Source organism: Actinoalloteichus sp. GBA129-24 (genome assembly GCF_001941645.1).
In the GTDB taxonomy this organism is placed as follows: domain Bacteria; phylum Actinomycetota; class Actinomycetes; order Mycobacteriales; family Pseudonocardiaceae; genus Actinoalloteichus_A; species Actinoalloteichus_A fjordicus.
The window spans coordinates 1,485,756-1,505,113 of record NZ_CP016077.1; the positions used below are offsets into that span (position 1 = coordinate 1,485,756).

Consider the following 19,358-nt stretch of genomic DNA (forward strand, 5'->3'; position numbering starts at 1 on the left):
TCGCAGGCCGGTGGCGAGCAGCCACCCGGCCGGTGTCGGGACGCCCGGTTGCAGGCCCGAGGGCAGGCCTTGCGATCAGGGGCAGGGCGGTTCGGGGACGTCGAGAGCCGCCCACTCCTCGGCCAGGTCCGGGCCCGCGAGCGCGGCGCAGACCTCGGCCACCGCGTCGTCGACGTCCAGCCGCCAGAGGCTCACCGCGCCTGCCTCGCCCAGGCCCGCCAGGGTCACCCCGCCGATGCCGTCCTCGACGAGGATCACCTGATTGATGCCGTTCTGATGACCGGTCAGGGTGGCGAACAGGTCACCCGAGGTCAGGTCCCACAGTCGGATCGCCCGGTCGTCGGGTGAGATCGTCGCGATCAGTTCGGTGGTCGCCGAGATCGCGAGGCCTCGGACGGGGACGGGGTGCTCGGCGAAGGTGCGCAGCAGCGTGCCGTCGTCCAGTGACCACTCCCGCAGCCTGCCGTCGCTGTGGGTGCTGATCACCGAGTCCGTTGTCGGGGAGACGGCGAGGTCGCTGACGGACGACTCGTCCGCCATGACGGTGTGTCGGGGAGTGAGGTCGGCTGCCCACAGCACGTCGATCCGCATCGGCGGACCGTCGGCTCTGTCCTCGTCGAAGGTGACGTCATCGGAGACGATCAGCTCGGTGCCGTCGCGATTGAACCGGACGGCGGCGACCCACGACAGCTCGCGAACCTGCGGCTCGGGGTCCTCGTCCCCGACCCGCCACATCCACAGTCTCGGCGTGTCGTCGGTCAGATCCGGGGTGGACCGGTCGTCGGTGATCGCGACGAGGCGCGTTCCGTCCGGCGAGAAGCGGAGTTCGGCCACCGGCTGGGCCGGTTCGGTGCTCCAGCGGTCGTACTCGACACCGTCGGGCCCGTGCAGCGCGATCGTTCCGTCGGCCCGGCCCACCGCGTGGCCGCCCCCGCTCGGGTCGTAGGCGACGACGGCCGGGCCGCCCTCCGCCGCCGACTCGTGCACGAGCGTTCCGTCGTCCGGATTCCAGAACCGCACGGTGCCCGCCGCGTCCCCGGCCGCCAGGAGATCGCCGTCGGGGGAGAAGTCGCCGACGGTCAGCGGCTCATCGCCGCCGCTCAGCACTCGTGGCGTGACGTTACGCCGGAACGTCCCCTGATCGAGGGTAGTGACAATCAGATCGCTGTCACTCAACCAGCCGACGTCCCAGGCGGTGGCGAACTGTAGCTCCACCGGCTCCCAGGTCCGCGACCGGATCGACCAGAGCCGCACGGTGCTGCCGACGGCCGTGGCCAGCGTCGAGCCGTCCGGGCTGAAGGCGAACGGTCCACCGGTTCCCGAGGACTCGCGCAGCTCGTCGACCACCTCGCCGGTCATTCCGTCCCGCAGCAGGATCAGGCCGTCCGGTCCCATCGTGGCCAACATTCCCGTATTGCGGGCGTAGTCGACGGTCACCATGTGCCCGACCGGGTCCTGAGTGCCCTCTGGCGGGGCGTGACCGTCGAGTAGAACGGGGTCGACACCCGTTTCCATCTCCCATAACAGTGCCGTTCCGTCACCGAAGCCCACCGCGAGCCGCTGACCGTCGGGGGAGAACGCGATGCTCGCGGGCGGCGCGCTGATCGGCAGTTCGGCCAGCACCTCGCCGGACTGCGCGTCCCAGACAGTCAGCCGGTCGCCTGCCTCGCCGCCTGCCGAGGCGATCACTGCACCGTCGAGGCGCACGTCCAGCACGCCGTAACCGGGGAGTCGACGCAGCAGGGTGTTCGTCGTCGTTTCCCAGAGGCAGATGCCGTCCGGCTCCAGCGATCCGGTGGCCAACAGGCCCCCGTCCGCCGAGAAGGCCGTGCCGTAGACGTCGGCGGTGTGACAGTCCCAGTCCGCGTCGACCCGTTCCCTGGTGTCGGCGTCATAGACGTCGAATCCGCCTTGCCCGCCGACGGCGATCCGCCGGCTCTCTGCGGACACCGCCACTGTCCGGGCGGACTCCGCCTCATCGGCGCCGTAGCGTCCCGCGTAGTCGGTCCGCCGCGCGGCGAGCAGCGCGCCCCGCGCCTCCACCGTCGGGGCGGCTCGTAGGGCGGCCAGTGCGAACAGCATCGACTGGCGAGGATTGGTCTCCAGGGCCGCCATGGTCTGCGCTGCGAACTGTCGGGACAGCCCGATCCGCCGCTGCGCCTCGCTCTCCAGGTTCGACCGCCAGGCGATCCCACCGGCGGCCACCGCGATCACCAACAGCACGGCGAGTCCGGTGACCAGACCTCGAAGCCTGCGTGTGACGCGCAGCTCGGCGAGGCGCTCGGCCTGCTCCCCGGCCGTGCTTGCATCGAGGAAGCGACGTTCCTCCTCGGTGAGGTCGTCCCGACCCTCGGCCCACTCGCGGGCGGCGGCCAGCCTGCCCGCGCGGTAGAGCCCGCTCGGGTCCTCACCGGACTCTGCCCAGTACCGCGCCGAGTCGTCGAGTCTGCGGCGGATCACCAGCCCGGCCCGATCCTCCCGGACCCAGCCCGCCAGGCGCGGCCATGCCCAGAGCAGGATCTCGTGGGCGAACTCCACGCTCTCGTCGCCTGCGGTGACCAGTCGCGCGGCGACCAGTCGGCTCAGCAGCCACTCGGGAACGGCGGCGCGCGGCGCCCGACGACGGACCGGCCGGTCGCCTTCGGCGAGGGAGACCAGGCCGAGCATGGTCGTGCGCAGCGTGCGGCGGCCCGTCTCGTCGAGATCCTGATGGATGCGTTCGGCAGTCTCGGCCACCGCCCCGTGAATACCGCCTGCGGCCTGATAGTCCGCAACGGTCATCCGGCGACCGCCGCCGCGAAGCCAGGTCGTGCGCAGGCTGTGTGCCAGGAGCGGCAGCGCGCCCGCCGCAGGCTGCGTGCCGTGGTCGCCGACGAGTTCGGTGAGCAGCAGCTCGACCAGTCCCGGTTCCAGCGTGATGTCGGCGCGGGCGGCGGGCTCGACGATCGCGCTGCGAAGTCCGGCGGGCCGCATGGCCGAGACCGAGACGTGGCCCTCGCTGAGCAGCGTGGCCAGGCGGTCGATCCGCAGGCAGTCCGGGAGGAAGTCGGCCCGGACGGCCGTCACGACCAGTGCCGAGCCCGCGCTGGTCAGCGCGGTGACGAAGGCCGAGCGCTCGGCTTGATCGGTGCACTGGGTGAACAGCTCTTCGAGCTGATCGACCACGATCACCAGCCTGGCGTCCGCTCGACCCGACGTCGCGGCGGCCTGCACGGCCAGTGCGCCGAACGCCGTCGGTGCCGCCCGTACATCGCCGATCGCCTGCACCGCTGAGACCTGCGCCAGCGCCGCCGTCCGGCCGACCAGCTCGGTCAGCGGTGACCGGCCCGGCGTCATCCGGAGCCACGGCCAGCTCTCCGCGCCCTCGGTCGGAAGCCCGCCGTCGGCAACCGCAGGCAGCAGCCCGGCGGCGAGCAGCGAGGACTTTCCCGCGCCGGAGTCGCCGACCACCAGCAGCGGTCCGCCGCCGTCCAGCTGCTCGGCCAGCCTGCTCAACAGCAGCGTGACCAGCTCGTCGCGACCGAAGAACCAATCGGCGTCCTCGGTACGGAAGCTGTTCAGGCCGGGGAACGGCGCCGGACCGTCGGTGCTCGTGTCGGGCGGGTGTTCTGGTCGCGTCGGGCTCGGAGACTCGTCGCCGTCGGTGTCAGACGCCTCGGGGCCGATCGGCACCGAGGGACGGGCGCTCGGCTCTGATGCTGGGGAGCCCGCCGTCGTCGATCGGCGGCGGGGCGCGAGCGCGCGTCGGCGGCTCTCGGTCACCTCGAAGAGCGTGCGCATCGCGAGGTCGGTCTGCTGGCGTTGGGCGACGACCAGCTCGGCGAGCAGTCGCTGTGTCTCGGTGAGCAGCCAGCTCAGCTCATCGAATCGTCCGCCGACCAGGGTCATCGCGGTGGTCAGCTCGCGATGCAGGTCGCCGGTGGCCTCGGCCAAGGCGACCGGCACGGCGTCCACCGAGCGCAGCAGGCCGGTGATCTCCGCGCGGATCGCCCGGCCCTGGTCGTCGGTGGCGGCGAGCAACGGGGCGACGGCTTCGGCGATGGCCTCGCGCCAGGCAGCCTCCGACGGCGGCGGTTCCTCGTCTCCGCTCACTCCGCCCCGGTCACGCATCTTTCCTGCGGTGTCGGCGAGGACATCGCCGAGGTAGCCGCTGCCCATGCTGCCGAGCTGATCCAGCGCGGCGGAGAACTCCTCGGTCGTCTCCAACGCGGGCGCCGCGATCGGTGCGACGGCGGAGGCCGCGAGGAACGCGATGATCCCGTACGGGGTGGCCTTGCGGAGTCCGCGTCCGGCGCCGTGAATCCACGATCGGACGCCACGCGCCGCGCGGTGTCGGAGGGTCGTCTTGGCGGCGTCGGCGGCGTCGGCGGCGTCGGCGGCGTCGTCCTCGGCGGAGGCCAGCTCGGCGGGGGTGCCTGTCGCGGTGGTCGGCGTAGACCCGTCCGGTGGGGACACGGGCGGCCGAGGCACTGCAGGTGGCGACCCGTCCAGTGACAGGGCCGCAGCATTCTCGTCCATGGTGGAGCGCGGGTCGGCGGCGGAAGCCTGCTCGGCACCAGGTGACGCGAGGCCACGGGACCCGACTTCGTGCGCACGTTCGGTCGTCGGCGGCTCGACCGGCTGCGGCGCACTCGGGTCGGGTGCTGTGGGGTCGTGCTTGCCCACGCCTGCTGCGGTCTGCTCGGCCGAGTCCCCCTCGTTCGGCATTCTTCGCGTTCCCCCCGGACTGAAGGAGATCACAATAGGGCCGAAAAGAAGCATCGCAGTTCCGCCGGACGGGTGATCTTGGGTCACAAGGAGCTACCGAGAGACAGAATCAGTCGGCTGGACTCACCGGCGGGTGTCCGCACCTCGCTGTGCGGGCCGGGTCGTGCCGCCCGGCTGCCGCCGTTCTGCGGCGACAGCCGAGGTCGTGCTCCCCGGTCTGGCGCCGTCGCATCGAGGACGTCCTCGCCGTCGGTCGTCGGCCGTTAGCCTTGATCACGACGTCTCGCCGGCGAGGTGCAGCCCGATGGAACACGGCACGGCCGACCGTGTCGAGTTCCGTTCTCGCTCGGACCCCGGTCACGGGCGTGCACGCGGCAGGCGGCGTCGGTCCGGGAGTCGCGATGAAGGAGCTCGCATGTCCCTGCGCTACTACCTCTACATCAGCGACACCAAGGTGGACATGCTGCTGTCGCAGATCGACCCGAGATTCACCGGGCGCCGGACGGCCGAGTTCAGCATGAATCTCACCGTGCTCGGCGCCAAGCGCAGTTCCGAATCGGCGGGCTCGGATCGCGTGGCACGGGTGGAGCGGGTGGTTCGGCACCTGCAGGAACACGGCGACCTCGGCACGGTCGACGAACCCGGCCAGTTTCTCTGGGGCCTGCTGCCCATGCAGTGGGGAGCGCACTTCACCGAGAACGGGACGCCGTTGGTCTATTTCGGCGGGCGCACTCAGCACACGGTCCTCGGGCTGGGCGGCTCGATCGGCCACGTGCTCGGCTCCGCCTCCGCCCCGAACGACGCCGGATTCTCGGGCTCCAGCGGACCGACCATGTTGGACGCGCTCGGGAAGGTCGTGCGGTACGGCACCCGGCGTGCCAGGACCCTTGTCGACGACCTCGGCGTCACAGTGGCAGACGACTCACTGGACACGGCGGCAGGCGATCCTCTGCCGGCGGGCAATCGGGCGGCGTTGGAGCTTGTCGAGCGGGCGAACGCGCTGCTCGACGGTCCCACCCAACACGTCGAATTCGTTGCGAAACGGCTGTTGCACGGCCCAAGCACGCAGCGGACGGCAGCCGGGCAGGGCGCCGCAACCGTGTTGCTGGGCAGCCCGCTCTACGTCGCGCTCGTCGACTGACGGTGAATCAGCACAGCCCAGGCGACGCCGCGGCGGGCGCGACGGATCGCCTGCACCGCTCGACCCGGCAGCAGGACCGCCCGGCGGTGAAGAGATCACCGGATTCGGTTTAATCTCGTTCTTTCCTTGACTGGTGTAGACCAATCCGGTTCCCTGGTAGTCGTTCCATCCGGCTACCTCCAGCGACGCACTCGGCATGGCAGTTCGCATCGGCGCCCACCGGGTGTGCTTCGCAGTCCAACGAAGGAGCGATCACATGCCGAGGAAGCGCCTCATGGCCTCACTGGCCTCCTTAGCCCTCGCGGGTGCGCTGACCGTCGCCGTGCCGACGGTCGTCGCCTCCGCGGCGGCGCCGTCGCCCGAGACGAGTTCGACGACGGTGGAGCAGTCGTTCGTGGTGAGCGAGGCTCAGTTCAATCAGATGTTCCCGAACCGGAATCCCTTCTACACCTACAGCGGGCTGACCGCCGCCCTCGGCTCTTATCCCGGATTCACCAACACCGGCGACGAGACGACCCGGCGACGGGAGGCTGCGGCGTTCCTGGCCAACGTCAATCACGAGACGGGCGGACTCGTCCACATCGTCGAGCAGAACGAGGCCAACTACCCGCACTACTGCGACTGGAGCCAGCCGTTCGGCTGCCCGGCAGGCCAGGCGGCCTACTACGGCAAGGGGCCGATCCAGCTCAGCTGGAACTACAACTACAAGGCGGCGGGCGACGCGCTCGGCCTCGATCTGCTCAACAATCCCTGGCTGGTCCAGAACGACCCTGCGGTGGCCTGGCAGACCGGCCTCTGGTTCTGGAACACCCAGAGCGGCGCGGGTCACCGGCCCGCCCATGAGTCCATCGTGAACGGTCACGGCTTCGGCGAGACCATTCGCAGCATCAACGGCAGCATCGAGTGCAACGGCGGCAACCCCGCTCAGGTGGAGGCCAGGGTCAGCGCCTATCGGAACTTCACCGCGATCCTGGGCACCACGCCAGGTGAGGCCCTGTACTGCTGAGGTTCGGTTCCGCCCGGGCCGTGATCGTGTAGGCCCGCCGTTGCGCAGGCACGGTCGTGCCGAGTCGCCGAACTGCGGTGTCTTGGCACTGCGGTGTCCCTGCACCCGACGTCTGCCGAGTCCGCTGATCGCGGACCCCGCACTGCCGGTCCCTGACCACCCGGTCACCACCCTGCTACGACCGTGCTGCACGGCGGCGAGCCACCCTCCTGCTCGGCTCGTCGAGAACGACGTCCCCGCCTATCGGAGCCCACCGTAGGTCGACTCCGATAGGCGGAGCGCCGCCCGAGCCGCTCGGCAGACGGTGCAGCCCACCGACGGCCCGCCCTTCGGCGAATCCCTCGGTCGTTGACGGTCATTCGCCCTTCGGACCTGCTCGAATATCGTTCCGAGGATGCACATCCTCTTCCTCTGCACCGGAAACACCTGTCGATCTCCGATGGCGGAGGCGATCACCTCGGCCAAGGCCCACGCCAGAGGAGTCCCCCTCGAGGTGTCCTCCGCCGGTGTCCGTGCCGAGTCGACGATCGCCCCGCCCGCCGTGGCGGTGCTTGGAGCCAGGGGAATCGTGGTCGGCGACCGCCCGGCCGTCCAGGCGACGGCGGAACTGGTGCGGGCAGCGGATCTGATCCTCTGCGCCACCGTCGCCCATCGAGACCTGGTGTTCGCCGAGTTCGTGGCGTCGGGACCCGACGGCGGTGCCGAGTCCGCCGCCGACCCCGACATCGCGGGACGCATCGTCGTGTGGGCCGAGTTCATCGCCAGGGCGCAGACCGCGTCGCCGGGGACCGACCTGGCGGGCCTGCTCGCGTCGCCGCCCCTGCCGTTGTCCGCATCGGAGATCGATCTGGCAGATCCGGCAGGCCGGGGCGACCCGGCCTATGTGGCCGCCGCCGCGCAGATCGACGCCCTTGCCGACGCGTTGCTGGACGTCCTGGAACCCCGTCTTCGTTGATCGGCCCTATGCCGCGGACCTCTGCACCGGGCGGACCGGCAGCGCACTGAGCCGACGACCGGGCTGGAATGTGCCACTGAGGAAGTCGGCGTTCTGCTCAGGACCGCGTCGATGCTGGGGAGGCCGACCTCAGCGGCGCAGCTGGCCCGACCCGTTCGGCGCCTCAGGCAGGAGACGGCCGTACGGCGTCGCGACGTCTCTACGGTGAACAGGGCTCTCCCCGACTCCCCGATGCGCGGGCGGGGTCGCGCCGACGTCTACAGCTCCGCGAAGAACCGGACGATGTCCTCGGCAACCGGTTTCGGAACCTCCACCGGGGCGAAATGGCCACCGCGATCGAACACCTGATAGCGGGTGACGTCGTACAGCCGCTCGAGCCACTCGCGCGGCGGGACGCCGGGGGAGCGGCGGTAGTTGCGAAAGAGGGCGAAGGCAGTCGGCGTCGTCACCCTGCTGGTCTGCGTCAGGGCCGGTGGGAACGCGGTGTTGTCGGAGTAGTCCCGGATCGAGGTGCTCAGCGTTCCGGTGGCCCAGTAGATCATGATCGTGGTCAGCAACAGATCACGCGAGAGGTAGCTCTCGAAGTTCTCGCGGTGATCGGTCCACGCATGCCACTTGTCGACGATCCACGCGGCCAGCCCCACCGGGGAGTCGTCAAGGCCGTAGGCAAGCGTGGTCGGTCTGGTGGCCTGGATGGCGTGGAATCCGCTGTCGGTCTGGTAGAACAGTCGCGCCTCCTCGCGGTAGGCCGTCTCGGCATCGGTGAGCGGCGGCGCACCGGGGCCGAGGTAGGGCGTGATCTCCGGATGGGTGAGGTGCACCCCGATGACCGACTCGGGATGCTCGAGGGCGAGCAGCGTTGCGACGCCGGCGCCGAAGTCATCCCCGCCCACCCCGAAGCGCTGATAGCCGAGATTGCGCATGAGTCGATGCCAGAGGTCGGCGACGAAGCGATAGTTCACGTCCCGGCGGTCGGGTCGGTCCGAGAATCCGTATCCCGGGAGCGACGGCACGATGACGTCGAAGGCCGGACCGGGCAGGCCGACCGACTTCGGCTCCGTGAGGATGCGGACGAGCGGGAGGTACTCGGCGAAGGTGCTGGGCCACCCGTGCCCGAGGAGCAGGGGGATCCCGGACCCGTTGCGCGCGCGGTGGTGGACGTAGTGGACCCGGAGGCCGTCGATCAGCATCGTGTACTGCTGATAGCGGTTCAGTAAGCTCTCCTGAGACCGCCAGTCGTAGCCGGAGCGCCAGTAGTCGACCAGCCGACGCAGGTAGGCGGAGTCGACACCGTCCGCCCAGTCGGTCGACGGCGTCATCCTCGGCCAGCGGACCATGGCCAGCCGAGTGTGCAGATCGTGGAGGACGTCCTCCTCGATGTGGATGCGAAACGGCACGGCCTCTGCGGACGCGCGCGACTCCTGGCCAGCGGGCATGGTGTCTTCCTCACGGTCGGTGCGGTCGGTCTGTCGTCGGACGGCGGCTGCGCCGGGCACAGGTGCAGGCCGGAAGTCGAGTATGCGACCCGGCATCGCTCCTCGGGCGGCGCCGCCGATGCTGCTGCGGGCCGACGGACTCGGGACTGCTGCCGGCCGAAGGACTCGGGACTGCGGCGTGCGGAGGCCGAGGGCGTCGTGCGTCAGCCTGCGAGGGCCGGGGCGACGACCGCGACCACCCGGCGGGCGAGCGCGGGAACCTCGGCAGGCTCGTCGTGGCCGGCGAACGCCGCGAGGAAGGCCTCGAACATCGCCGCTCCGGTGAGCGTCACCGCGACGGCGTCGGTGTCGACCGTGGACGACACCCGACCGGCGGCGATCTCGGCGTCGAGATAGGACCGCACCGCTGCGGCGGCCAGGTGCGGCCCCTTCTGACGCGCGTTCATGCTCTCCCGGTGCGCGGCGAGCAGGCTGGGACTGCTGAAGATCGACGCGGCGATCGGGAAGCTCTGCGCATAGAAGCGGAGCAGCCCCTCGACGATCACCCGGAGATTGCCGGTGACGCTGCCCTGCCCCACCATGCCCGGGTCCATGGCGATGGGCGGCATCCGTTCGGTGAGCACCCGCACGAAGATCTCCTGCTTGTCGGCGAAGTGCTTATACAGCAGCGCCTCCGAACATCCCGCCGCCCGTGCGATCTCCTTCGTGGTCGTCTTCGCGAGGCCTTCCTCTCGCATGACTCGCGCTGCGGCGTCGAGGATTCGCTCTGTGGTCTCCATCGGGATCGGGTCCTGTCGTCAAGGTGAGTGACCGCTCACCGTAGCACCGGTCGGCCAGGCCGCCGGGTGACGATCAAGTGGGACGCGCCGACCTCGGCGCGGGCTCCTCGCGGCAGCAGTGCCGAAGCCTGCGACACGACGGCGAGGACTCCCGGTCAGACCGGGCGGGTGTGCCGCGTTCCGTGAGTCTCGGCGACGCAGACCAGCGCGTCGAAACAGTGGAAGGCAGGTTGGTCGCAGAAATAGTCCGCCGTGCGCATCCGGGGATAGGCCTCGGCATCCGAGACTGCGGTGGACGGGGGCAGATCGACGAGCGTCCATGCCTGCGAGGCAGGGAAGGCCGATTCGATCGTGTCATGTTCCAGCGCTGCGAGCGGCGCCTCCTGAAAGGGGAAATCGCCGGCTGAGGTGAAGTCGCCAGAGGCGACCCCGGCGTGACCAGCGCGTGCGGCGCTTCCACCGCGACGACGGTGAAGCCGCACCGCTCGACGAGGAAGCGCAGCATCCGATGGCGCACTGGTAGAACTCCTCGACGTGGTGGGAGCTCTCGCCCAGCCCCACCACGCGCGCCGATCCGACGATCTCCGCCAACGGGCCGAGGTCCTCCAGCGGAGCGTCGAGGTCGAGCGTGGACACCGAATGCCCGTGGGTGCGAATCCAGTCAGCCAGGCTGTCCGAAGCCCGCACCTGCGCCACGCGACCGAACGATGTCATGGGAAGTCTGCCTCCGAGCTCGAGTACGTCTGCCTTCGTTGTGCGGGGAACGCGCGAGGCATCGTGGAGAAGCCATTGCGTTCGCGAAACGGCACGTCCAACTCGTCGCACAACCGCTCGATCATGGCGCGGCTCGGCTGTGACCGGCCGGCCTCGATGAAGCTCAGGTGCCTGGTGGAGACGTCCGCCGCAATCGAGAGATCCAGCTGGGAACGTCTGCGTCGTTCTCTCCAGCGACGCACCAGGACGCCGATCGGCTCTTGCTGACTCATCTCGCCACGCTATGCCGCACCGGAGTACGTCCAGTACCTCCGAGCCGATCCACTCCCGGTTCGGTGCGGCCGCGACGACGGCGGCAGTCTGGTCGCTGATCGTGGACGGACTACTCACGACGGCCACCGGGAACTGTGGAAGACCACCGGGCGCGCGCGGTGAGCGGTGGCCGGTGGGCAGCGTGGCTGATGTCGCCTCGTGGCGCAATGATGGACCGGGCGGTCCACTATAGGTAGCCTGGGCGCATGCCGCGTCCACGCCAGTTCGATGAAGAGCGCGTCTTGGCGGCCGTGCAGGCGACGTTCTGGGACAACGGGTACGCAGGCACATCACTCGAAGATCTCCTGGCAGCCAGCGGACTGGGCAAGGGGAGTCTGTACGGGGCGTTCGGAGACAAGCGGAGCTTGTTCCTGCGCGTGCTGCGCGAGTACGACGAGGCCAATGATCGGATGCTGCGTACGTGGCTGGAGCAGGCCGACCACGCCATCGATGTGATTCGCGGTTTCGTGACCGGCCCCGTACGTGATCCTGGCGGCGAACAGGCACGTCGGGGTTGCCTGCTCGCCAATACCGCGATGGAGCTCTCCGTGAGCACCTCCGAGGTGGCGGCCGAGGCTCGGCGCAGCTACGCCGCGACCACTTCTGTGCTGGTCGACGCGATACGGCGAGCGCAGCGCGAGGGCGACATCGCGCCTCATGTCGACCCGGACGGCGCCGCCCATGCGGTGCTGGCGGGTCAGCTCGGACTGATCGTCCTCGGCCGAGTGGGTCAGGATCCGGCCGCTTTGTTGATCATGGCCGACACCCTGCTCGACGGTCTACTGCCTCAGTCTTGAGTGTTCTCGGAATGGCATGAGGTAGATCACCGACCGAGTTCTTGACCGATCAGTCCACATGAAGTTTTATGGACTGGTCGGTCAATAACAGGGAAGTGGGAAGCTGCCATGAAGGTCCTGGAGGGCAAGGTCGCGGTCGTGACCGGGGGGAACGCGGGTATCGGACGGGCGATTGCGCGGGCTTACCTCGACGAGGGTGCCCGGGTGTTCGTCGCAGGCCGTCGCCAGCCGCAGCTCGACGAGGTCGAGGCCGAACTCGGTCCCGGGGTGACCGGGGTCCGCTGTGACGTGGGCAGGCTCGAGGACCTCGACGCGCTCTATGCGACGGTCGCCGAGCAGGCGGGTCGGATCGATGTTCTGGTCGCCAACGCCGGGATCGCGATCGTGGCGCCCTTGGGCGAGATCACCGAGGAGCAGTTCGACGCCATGTTCACCACCAACGTCAAGGGTTCGCTGTTCACCGTGCAGAAGGCGCTGCCGCTGCTCTCGTCGGGGGCGTCGATCATCCTCACTGGATCGACGGCGGTCTCGCGGCCCCAGCCGTTCCTGCCCGTGTACGGGGCGACCAAGGCCGCGATCCGTAACCTGGTTCGCGGGTTCGCCCACGAGGCCGGGGAACGTCGGTACCGGATCAACATGCTCTCCCCCGGCGGTACCCGCACGCAGGGTTTGGTCGACTTGATCTCAGCTGAGGCGGTCGCCGCCGCTGGGGCGTCGGTTCCACTCGGCCGGTTGGCCGAGCCCGAAGAGATCGCCGCGGCAGCCGTCTTCCTCGCCTCGGATGCGTCCAGCTATGTCAACGGCTCCGAGCTTGCCGTGGACGGCGGCTCCGCCCAGGTCTGAGGCGCGCAGGCGCACCCCGCCCACCCGACAGGAGCTGTGGAGAGCCCGAGCGAATGGCACTGTCTGCCAACCACGAGCTGTAGCGGGCTTTCCTCCCGTGTTCGAGCTGAGGCGATCTCCTCGCGGCGCGCATCCCTGCCGGGCCGGGTGGTGCCGGTCAACCGAGCCCGGCGACGGCCACCGCCTCTCCCCGTCCATATCTGGCACCGCTTCCAGCGCCAGTAGGTCCGCACCAGTGTCGGCCAGTACTTTCAACAGACGATCCCGGAACTGAATCTGCGATCGGAGTCGGGTACCGAGCCGCCAGAATGACGACGGACCCGACGCCGCCGCGCCGGCCGAGGTCGCCGATCACCTCGGCGGCGTGATCACCGAAGGCGGCCATCCCCAGACCAGAGCCCTCATCGAAGCCCTCGTCGCCAAGGTCACCATCACCGGACCCGACACGCTCAAGCCCGTGTTCCGCATCCCACCACTCCGCAGTGCAAACGAGGCCGTAACCGCTCTACAGCGGAAACGGCCCCGAAAGGAGTGGTTCGCACCATGACTGCATCGGTGGGGCCGGTGGGACTCGAACCCACACTGGCACGGACCTAAACCGTGTGCCTCTGCCAATTGGGCCACGGCCCCGAAGCATGGGCCGCCGAACGGCTCATGCAGCGGTTCGAGCCTACCCGCGCCCGATGCCCCCGCGACGCTCGCCCTGATCAGGAGCTCGATCCGGTCAGCAGCCCGATGCCGAGGCTGACGACTCCGACGACCAGACAGAGCGCTCCGGCCCAGAGCAGCACGACGGCCTTGTTCGGGCTGGTGCGACCCCGTCCCGCCGAGGAGGCGAAGAAGCCGCCGGACATCAGTGCCGCGGCGAGGGGAAGGCCGAGTCGGGCGGCCCAGCCGAGTGCGCCGGTCATCATGTCCGCGTAGAGCAGGCCGACCAGGCTCAGGATCACCAGCACGCCCGCGTGGCCGTGTCCGGCGCGGGCGAAGGACTTCTGGAAGTCGGTCATCGGGACCCGCCCCTGGGCGATGCGGGTCATGAACCAGCCGCCGACGGCGATGCCGACCACGGTGAGCAGCACCAGACCCGCGATGATCCGGGTGTGCGGCTGGAGTGTCGCAGTCATGGTCGTCATTCCCTCTGGTGATCGAGGCGTACCCGCCCACATTTGGTAACGGCGTTATAAAACACCGTGCGGATGAGGCTGTCAACCGCCCCGTCGTGGCATGCGAGCTGGTGATCTAACGTTGTCCGCACCGCATCAGCGCGAGGAGGAGACGTGGCCCGCCATCCCCAAGAGATCGAACGCGACATCGAGCAGGCCCGCGACGCGCTGGCCGAGACCCTGGACGAGCTGGGCACCCGTGCCCATCCCAAGCGGTTCGTCGAGACCGCGCAGACCAGCGTGCTCGCGAAGTTCGACAATCCCAAGGTCCGCATCTCGCTGATGGTGATCGCGGCCCTGGTCGTGTTCGCCATTCTGCGCAGGCTCTTTCGCTGACATCGGATGAGCGGCGTTCGGGGGTGCAGCGGCCCCCGAACGCCATCGTCTCCTCACGCCGAGTCGGCCTCCGGTCGCTCGACGTCGTCCGACCCCGAGGTATCGGCGGCGCTGCCGGTCGCTGAGCCCTGTTCCGTGTCCTCGGTGGATACGGTGGCGGTGCGGGTGCCGCGACGTCGCCGCGATGCGGTGCTCTTCTTCTTGCGCGGTGCCTCGTCGGCGGTCTTCTCCTCGCCTGCGACGTCGGCCCCGGCGTCTGCCGCGACCGAGTTCTCGGGCGAGGCCTCGGCGGCCCGTGGCTGGTCGGGTCTGGGGGAGACGTGTCGGGCGGTGAGATACGCGGAGGTGAACGCCAGTGCGTCTCCGTCCAGCAGATGCACGATGGTGGGGCTTCCTTCGCCTGCGTGGAGCTCCCCGGCAAGTCGGTCGGTGGCCTCCCGTGCGGCGAGGATGCCTGCTGCGTGTGCGCTGCGGGTCTCGACCCCGTTCGAGACGGTGATGGTCCAGTCCTCGCCGTCCGATGTGTACTCGGCGACGAGATGAGAGGAGGCCTGCACCCCGTCGGCCTGATGGCTCGCTTTCCGCATGGGCCTATCGTCCGACGGCGATGCCCCGTTCGCACGGCGGGGTGTGGGCTGAACGGTCCATCAGTCACTGGTCTGGACGGAGCATCGCTGTCTCCGGCGGACCACGTGACGTTCCTGTCGGTGCGATAAGGCAACCTGATAGGGCTAATTGTTGATCAAGGAGAGGCGATGCCCCGAGTGCTGTCCGAGCAGGACCTTGAATACTTAGCGACGGAACTCGCGGCGGGGCGCCCACCCATGGTGTGGTTCACCTCCCGCGCCGTCGGCGTCGAGTCCGGGCGATCCGGCAAGGTGACGGCTCTCGACGAGCCTGCCGAGGGGGAGTTCATCCAGGTTCGTCCCACCGGGTCACAGGACGTGCTCTCGTTCTCCGCAGGCGAGGTGACGCTCACCAAGCCCGCCCGCAAGCCGCGCAAGCCGGACTCGCCGGAGACCCCGCAGGCCGAACAGCCTTCGGTCCCCGGCCCGATCGAACCGGTCTGGACGCCCGAGCCCCCGCCTGCGCCGACGAGCCGGGGTGCCAAGCCTCGACCCAGTACGGAGAACGGAGATTCAGTGACCGAGCCGACCGCGACTCGTAAGCCTGCCGCAGGCAAGCGAGCGAAGCCGGGTGCCGCGGCGACGATCGTCCTCAATTCCACCGCCGAAGGGCTGTGGACGGCAGAGGTGACCGTCGGCACGAAGAAGGCGCTCAAGCCGACGACGGTCAGCATGGGCGCCGTGGCGCAGGCCGTGAAGATCCTGCACCCCGAGGCCGACGCTGCGGTGCAGCCGGTGCTCGACGCCGCGCGTGAGCAGCAGCGTGCCAAGGTGGAGCAGCTTCAAGCCGAGTTGGAGGAGGCCCGCCGACTGCTGGGCGACCTCGACGAGCCTGCGCCGCAGGCCGAGTCGGAGGCGGGCGAGCAGACCGCCGACGCCGTCGACGCCGAGGCGGACGCCGAGTCCACCGGCTCGTCGCCGGAGGTCGCCGGCGCCTGAGCCGACCCCGTCGCAATCAGTGCCCGGTCGACCTCGTCGGCCGGGCACTGTGCTGTTTCAGGGTTGTTCCGACTCCTTTCCGGGCTGCCGGTTGCTTATCTCATATCAGAAGTGATCTGAATCACTGGTTTGCTTCGGCATACGAAATGGCGACTATATTTGTGATCGGTTCGTTAATTTCCGATTATCGGTCGAGTCCGTCGGGAACGGTTCTCCGCCGAAAGGGCCAAGTAGCGGCGGCCGAACGGTCGATTGAGAGGACGGTGGCGATGAGGCGCAGAAAAGTACCCGCAGTGGTGTTAGGACTTGCCTTGACTTCCAGTCTTGCCGCGGGCGCGGTGCAGGCGGGGGCCGAGGAGGTCGCGGGCGGCGGGGGAGCGGACACGAGCCCCCTCGCGAATGCGGAGTCCGAGGTCCTCACGCTGATCACCGGCGACCAGCTTCGGGTCGCCAGGACGTCGGACGGCCTGCCGTCCGTCACGGTGCTGCCCGGTGATGGACGGGAGAACATCGCCTTCCACCGGATCGCGAGCGGCGACACACTCTCCGTCATTCCGGCGGACGCGCTCGGTCTGGTCCAGACGGGCAGGCTCGACGAACGACTCTTCGATGTCACCGGTCTTCTCGAGCAGGGTTTCGGTGATGCGGGTCCGCTTCCGTTGATCGTGTCGTACGAGTCGGGTGTCGATCGTCCGCTTGCCGATCCGTTGTCTGCGGTGGGTGCGGAGGTCGTGCGGGAGTTGCCGAGTGTGGGCGGCGTGGTGGTGGAGACCGAGTCGGGTTCCGCTGCGGAGGTCTGGGAGGTGCTCGGTGCGGAGCAGACCACGTTCGCGGGCGGGGTTGACCGGGTGTGGTTGAACGGTCGGGCTGAGGTCTTCGACGAGGAGAGCAACGCGCAGATCGGTGCTCCGGAGGCGTGGGAGGCCGGTTACTCCGGTGCGGGTGCGACGGTGGCGGTGCTCGACAGTGGTTATGACGCCGAGCATCCGGACCTTCAAGGTGTGGTGGTCGAGGCGGAGGACTTCACCGGCAACCCTGACGGACCTCACGACGGCAACGGCCACGGCACGCATGTCGCCGCCACGGTCGCGGGCACCGGTGCGGCTTCTGACGGTGCGCACCGGGGTGTGGCCCCGGACGCGAGCCTGTTGGTGGGCAAGGTCTGTACTGACGACGGCTTCTGCGCCGATGACGCGATCATCGCGGGTATGGAGTGGGCGGCCGAGCAGGGCGTGGACGCGGCGAACCTCAGTCTCGGGGGCGGGCCGACTGATGGCACTGACCCGTTGTCGGTCGCGGTGAACGCCCTCACCGAGCAGAGTGGCACGCTGTATGTGATCGCGGCGGGCAACTTCGGCGCCGAGGAGTCGGTGAGCTCGCCGGCTGCGGCTGATGCCGCGCTGGCCGTCGCCAGTGTCACCAAGACCGACGAGCTCAGCGATTTCTCCAGTCGGGGCCCGAGGTTCGGTGACAAGGCGATCAAGCCCGATATCGCCGCGCCCGGCTCGGACATCATCTCCGCCCGTGCGGGCGGCACGACCGATAACGATCCTTACACGTCGTTGAGCGGCACCTCGATGGCGTCTCCGCACGTCGCGGGTGCTGCCGCCGTGCTCGCCGCCCAACACCCCGAGTGGCAGGCCGACGAGTTGAAGGCCGCCCTGACGGGCTCCTCCGTTCCGTTGGACGGCATCGGCGTCACCGGACAAGGCTCCGGCAGGCTCGACCTCGCCGCTGCGGTGTCGGCCGAGGTCCTCGCCTCGCCCTCCTCACTCAGCCTGGGGGCGTTCCCGTACCCGCATGACCAGGAGCCGGCGACTCGGGAACTCACCTACACCAACACCGGAACCGAAGACGCCGCCTTCGACCTGACGTTCGACGCGGCGGGAGCCGACGGCACACCCGCGCCGGACGGGCTGTTCAGCCTGAGCGCCGAGCAGATCACCGTGCCCGCAGGCGGCGAGACCACCGTCGAGCTGACCGTAGACCCCTCGGCCAATGCACAGCTCGGCTTCCTCAGCGGCTCGGTCCTGGCCACCAGCACCGACGGCGACACCACGGTCTCAACGGCGGCGGGCGCCTTCCTCGAGCCCGAAAGCTACGACCTGTCCATCGAGGCCACGACCCAGTCCGGCACCCCAGTCGAGTTCCCCTTCATCGTCGCCGCCAACCGCGAGACCGGCGACAGCACCCTGGTCGACTCCGACGCCGAGGGCAACATCACCGCCCGCCTTCCGGCAGGCGAGTACGACGTGGTCGCGGTCCTCGACGAGTACGTGGAGGAGGACGGCGAGGTCGTCGGCGGCTCGATGACCGCCGTGGCCGAGCTGGACATCGATCTCACCTCGGACGCGTCGATCACCCTCGACGGCACCCAGGGCGTCCCGGTGGCCGTGGAGACCGACCGAGAGACCGTCATCGAAGGCACCGTCACTGAACTGTTCGTCGGACAGACCAGCATCGGCATGGCCGGCTTCGGTGGCGTTCTGGACCCGTTCGCGGTGCCGACCGACCCCGGCGACAGCGGGCTGCGCTTCGTCTACCGCCCGTCGCTCGGCTCACCGGAGGGTACGGCCGAGCCCTACGGGTACAACCTCGTTCTGGAGGAGTCGGGGATTCCGGAGTCGCCGACCTTCGCGGTGAGCGATGCCGATCTGGCTCGCGTACAGACCGACTACCACGCGCAGGGCGTCCCGGCGTCGGGTTCTCGAGGCGCGATGGGAATTCTTCCGCAGGACGGCTTCACCTTCGGGCTGAGCTTCCCGATCGAGGTGCCCACCCAGCGGCTCGAACTCTTCAGCACCGGCGACATCGACTGGACCGAGTTCCTCACCTTCTCGGATGTCGAGGCGATCGAGGACTACTCCAAGGAGAACAGGTACGAGCCGGGGGACAGCACGGCGACGTGGAACAGCGCACCGCTGGGCGTCGGGGTCGGAACCGAGACGGTGCCCGCCGGGCAGCGGTTCGGTGACGAGATCCTCGTCAACCCCGGAGTGTTCGATCCCAGCGGCGATCCCGTGAGCTACTTCTCGATGGCGGAGACCTCCATCGTCGGCACCACCACGCTGTCGCACGGCAGTGAGGTCATCGGGACCCAGCCGGGGATCGGCAATGCACTGTTCGCGGTGCCCTCGGGCGACGAGGTGTTCACCCTGGACGTCACCGGTACTCGCGCGCTGCCCTGGTCGGTGTACGGCACTGAGATCGACGCGTCGTGGACCTTCGCCTCCGGCACGGTCGACGGCGAGCTGCCCGAAGGCCTGCCGCTGCTGGGCGTCGGCTTCAGCGGCGAGGTCGACGAGCTCGGGCAGGCGCCCGCAGGCGTCGAGTATCCGCTGGAGCTGACCGTGAACGGCGTGGCGGACGACCAGCTGACCGAGCTGAGCCTGGAGGTCTCCTACGACGACGGTGCCACCTGGACGGCCGTCGAGGTGACCTCGACCGAGGACGGCGCGACGGCGCTGCTCACCCACCCGGCCGAGGACGGCTTCGTCTCCCTGCGGGCGAGCGCGGCCGACGCGGCAGGCAACACCGTGGAGCAGACGATGCTGCGGTCCTACGGGATCACCGCAGGCTGATCACGCGAGACGCGCCCGCGTGT

General features: G+C 69.3%; 13 protein-coding genes, 1 tRNA gene and 1 pseudogene. 8 read left to right on the top strand and 7 right to left on the bottom strand.

The genetic code is table 11. The annotated features are described in order from the left end of the window. Nucleotides 1-75: 75 nt before the first annotated feature. The gene (locus tag UA75_RS06825; RefSeq protein WP_075739530.1) at nt 76-4,707 is read right to left on the bottom strand and encodes an AAA family ATPase; all 4,632 of its coding nucleotides are present in this window, start codon (nt 4,705-4,707) and stop codon (nt 76-78) included. A gap of 415 nt (nt 4,708-5,122) precedes the next feature. On the opposite strand from UA75_RS06825, the gene UA75_RS06830 reads away from it, so the two are divergent. From UA75_RS06830 to UA75_RS06840, 3 genes are all read left to right on the top strand, one after another. Next, nucleotides 5,123-5,848 (top strand): DUF7019 family protein, encoded by a 726-nt coding sequence (locus UA75_RS06830; protein ID WP_075739531.1) that lies wholly within the window; start codon nt 5,123-5,125, stop codon nt 5,846-5,848. Nucleotides 5,849-6,104: 256 nt separating this feature from the next. Further along, nucleotides 6,105-6,854 (top strand): chitinase, encoded by a 750-nt coding sequence (locus tag UA75_RS06835; RefSeq protein ID WP_083683939.1) that lies wholly within the window; start codon nt 6,105-6,107, stop codon nt 6,852-6,854. Between the two features lie 394 nt (nt 6,855-7,248). Then, complete coding sequence (locus UA75_RS06840; protein WP_075739533.1) at nt 7,249-7,809, top strand: hypothetical protein; 561 nt, start codon at nt 7,249-7,251, stop codon at nt 7,807-7,809. Nucleotides 7,810-8,066: 257 nt separating this feature from the next. Here the strand turns inward: UA75_RS06840 and UA75_RS06845 are convergent, their stop codons facing one another. From UA75_RS06845 to UA75_RS06860, 3 genes and pseudogenes are all read right to left on the bottom strand, one after another. Further along, nucleotides 8,067-9,245 carry an epoxide hydrolase family protein gene (locus UA75_RS06845; RefSeq protein WP_075743497.1) on the bottom strand — a complete coding sequence of 393 codons (1,179 nt, stop codon included), beginning with the start codon at nt 9,243-9,245 and terminating at the stop codon, nt 8,067-8,069. Between the two features lie 203 nt (nt 9,246-9,448). Continuing rightward, complete coding sequence (locus tag UA75_RS06850) at nt 9,449-10,024, bottom strand: TetR/AcrR family transcriptional regulator (protein WP_075739534.1); 576 nt, start codon at nt 10,022-10,024, stop codon at nt 9,449-9,451. 788 nt (nt 10,025-10,812) lie between these two features. Next, a pseudogene (locus tag UA75_RS06860) lies at nt 10,813-11,010 on the bottom strand (helix-turn-helix domain-containing protein); the annotation flags it as partial. A 246-nt stretch (nt 11,011-11,256) separates the two neighbouring features. Here UA75_RS06860 and UA75_RS06865 point away from each other — a divergent pair. Then, nucleotides 11,257-11,847 (top strand): TetR/AcrR family transcriptional regulator, encoded by a 591-nt coding sequence (locus UA75_RS06865; RefSeq protein WP_075739536.1) that lies wholly within the window; start codon nt 11,257-11,259, stop codon nt 11,845-11,847. Between the two features lie 108 nt (nt 11,848-11,955). Continuing rightward, a complete protein-coding gene (locus UA75_RS06870) occupies nt 11,956-12,690 on the top strand; it encodes an SDR family NAD(P)-dependent oxidoreductase (protein WP_075739537.1) in 735 nt (244 codons plus the stop codon). A 556-nt stretch (nt 12,691-13,246) separates the two neighbouring features. On the opposite strand, the gene UA75_RS06875 is transcribed toward UA75_RS06870, so the two are convergent. Further along, nucleotides 13,247-13,320, bottom strand: a tRNA-Leu gene (locus UA75_RS06875). Between the two features lie 77 nt (nt 13,321-13,397). Then, the gene (locus tag UA75_RS06880) at nt 13,398-13,814 is read right to left on the bottom strand and encodes a hypothetical protein (RefSeq protein WP_157434037.1); all 417 of its coding nucleotides are present in this window, start codon (nt 13,812-13,814) and stop codon (nt 13,398-13,400) included. Between the two features lie 153 nt (nt 13,815-13,967). Here UA75_RS06880 and UA75_RS06885 point away from each other — a divergent pair, with 153 nt between their 5' ends. Next, nucleotides 13,968-14,189, top strand: a complete 222-nt coding sequence (locus UA75_RS06885; RefSeq protein ID WP_075739539.1) for a DUF3618 domain-containing protein — start codon at nt 13,968-13,970, stop codon at nt 14,187-14,189. A gap of 53 nt (nt 14,190-14,242) precedes the next feature. On the opposite strand, the gene UA75_RS06890 is transcribed toward UA75_RS06885, so the two are convergent. Continuing rightward, on the bottom strand, nt 14,243-14,776 hold the full coding sequence (locus tag UA75_RS06890) for a hypothetical protein (RefSeq protein ID WP_075739540.1): 534 nt from the start codon (nt 14,774-14,776) through the stop codon (nt 14,243-14,245). Between the two features lie 168 nt (nt 14,777-14,944). On the opposite strand from UA75_RS06890, the gene UA75_RS06895 reads away from it, so the two are divergent. Together UA75_RS06895 and UA75_RS06900 are read left to right on the top strand one after the other, a co-directional pair. Next, complete coding sequence (locus UA75_RS06895) at nt 14,945-15,754, top strand: DUF6319 family protein (RefSeq protein ID WP_198042947.1); 810 nt, start codon at nt 14,945-14,947, stop codon at nt 15,752-15,754. 311 nt (nt 15,755-16,065) lie between these two features. Then, nucleotides 16,066-19,335: a S8 family peptidase gene (locus UA75_RS06900; protein ID WP_157434038.1), complete on the top strand. Its 3,270-nt coding sequence runs from the start codon at nt 16,066-16,068 to the stop codon at nt 19,333-19,335. The last annotated feature ends 23 nt before the right edge of the window (nt 19,336-19,358 follow it).

Bases quoted from the DNA above. Each gene is read 5' to 3' on its own strand.
- UA75_RS06825 (WP_075739530.1), bottom strand. From the start codon at position 4,707: ATGCCGAACGAGGGGGACTCGGCCGAGCAGACCGCAGCAGGCGTGGGC.
- UA75_RS06830 (WP_075739531.1), top strand. From the start codon at position 5,123: ATGTCCCTGCGCTACTACCTCTACATCAGCGACACCAAGGTGGACATG.
- UA75_RS06835 (WP_083683939.1), top strand. From the start codon at position 6,105: ATGCCGAGGAAGCGCCTCATGGCCTCACTGGCCTCCTTAGCCCTCGCG.
- UA75_RS06840 (WP_075739533.1), top strand. From the start codon at position 7,249: ATGCACATCCTCTTCCTCTGCACCGGAAACACCTGTCGATCTCCGATG.
- UA75_RS06845 (WP_075743497.1), bottom strand. From the start codon at position 9,245: ATGCCCGCTGGCCAGGAGTCGCGCGCGTCCGCAGAGGCCGTGCCGTTT.
- UA75_RS06850 (WP_075739534.1), bottom strand. From the start codon at position 10,024: ATGGAGACCACAGAGCGAATCCTCGACGCCGCAGCGCGAGTCATGCGA.
- UA75_RS06865 (WP_075739536.1), top strand. From the start codon at position 11,257: ATGCCGCGTCCACGCCAGTTCGATGAAGAGCGCGTCTTGGCGGCCGTG.
- UA75_RS06870 (WP_075739537.1), top strand. From the start codon at position 11,956: ATGAAGGTCCTGGAGGGCAAGGTCGCGGTCGTGACCGGGGGGAACGCG.
- UA75_RS06880 (WP_157434037.1), bottom strand. From the start codon at position 13,814: ATGACTGCGACACTCCAGCCGCACACCCGGATCATCGCGGGTCTGGTG.
- UA75_RS06890 (WP_075739540.1), bottom strand. From the start codon at position 14,776: ATGCGGAAAGCGAGCCATCAGGCCGACGGGGTGCAGGCCTCCTCTCAT.
- UA75_RS06895 (WP_198042947.1), top strand. From the start codon at position 14,945: ATGCCCCGAGTGCTGTCCGAGCAGGACCTTGAATACTTAGCGACGGAA.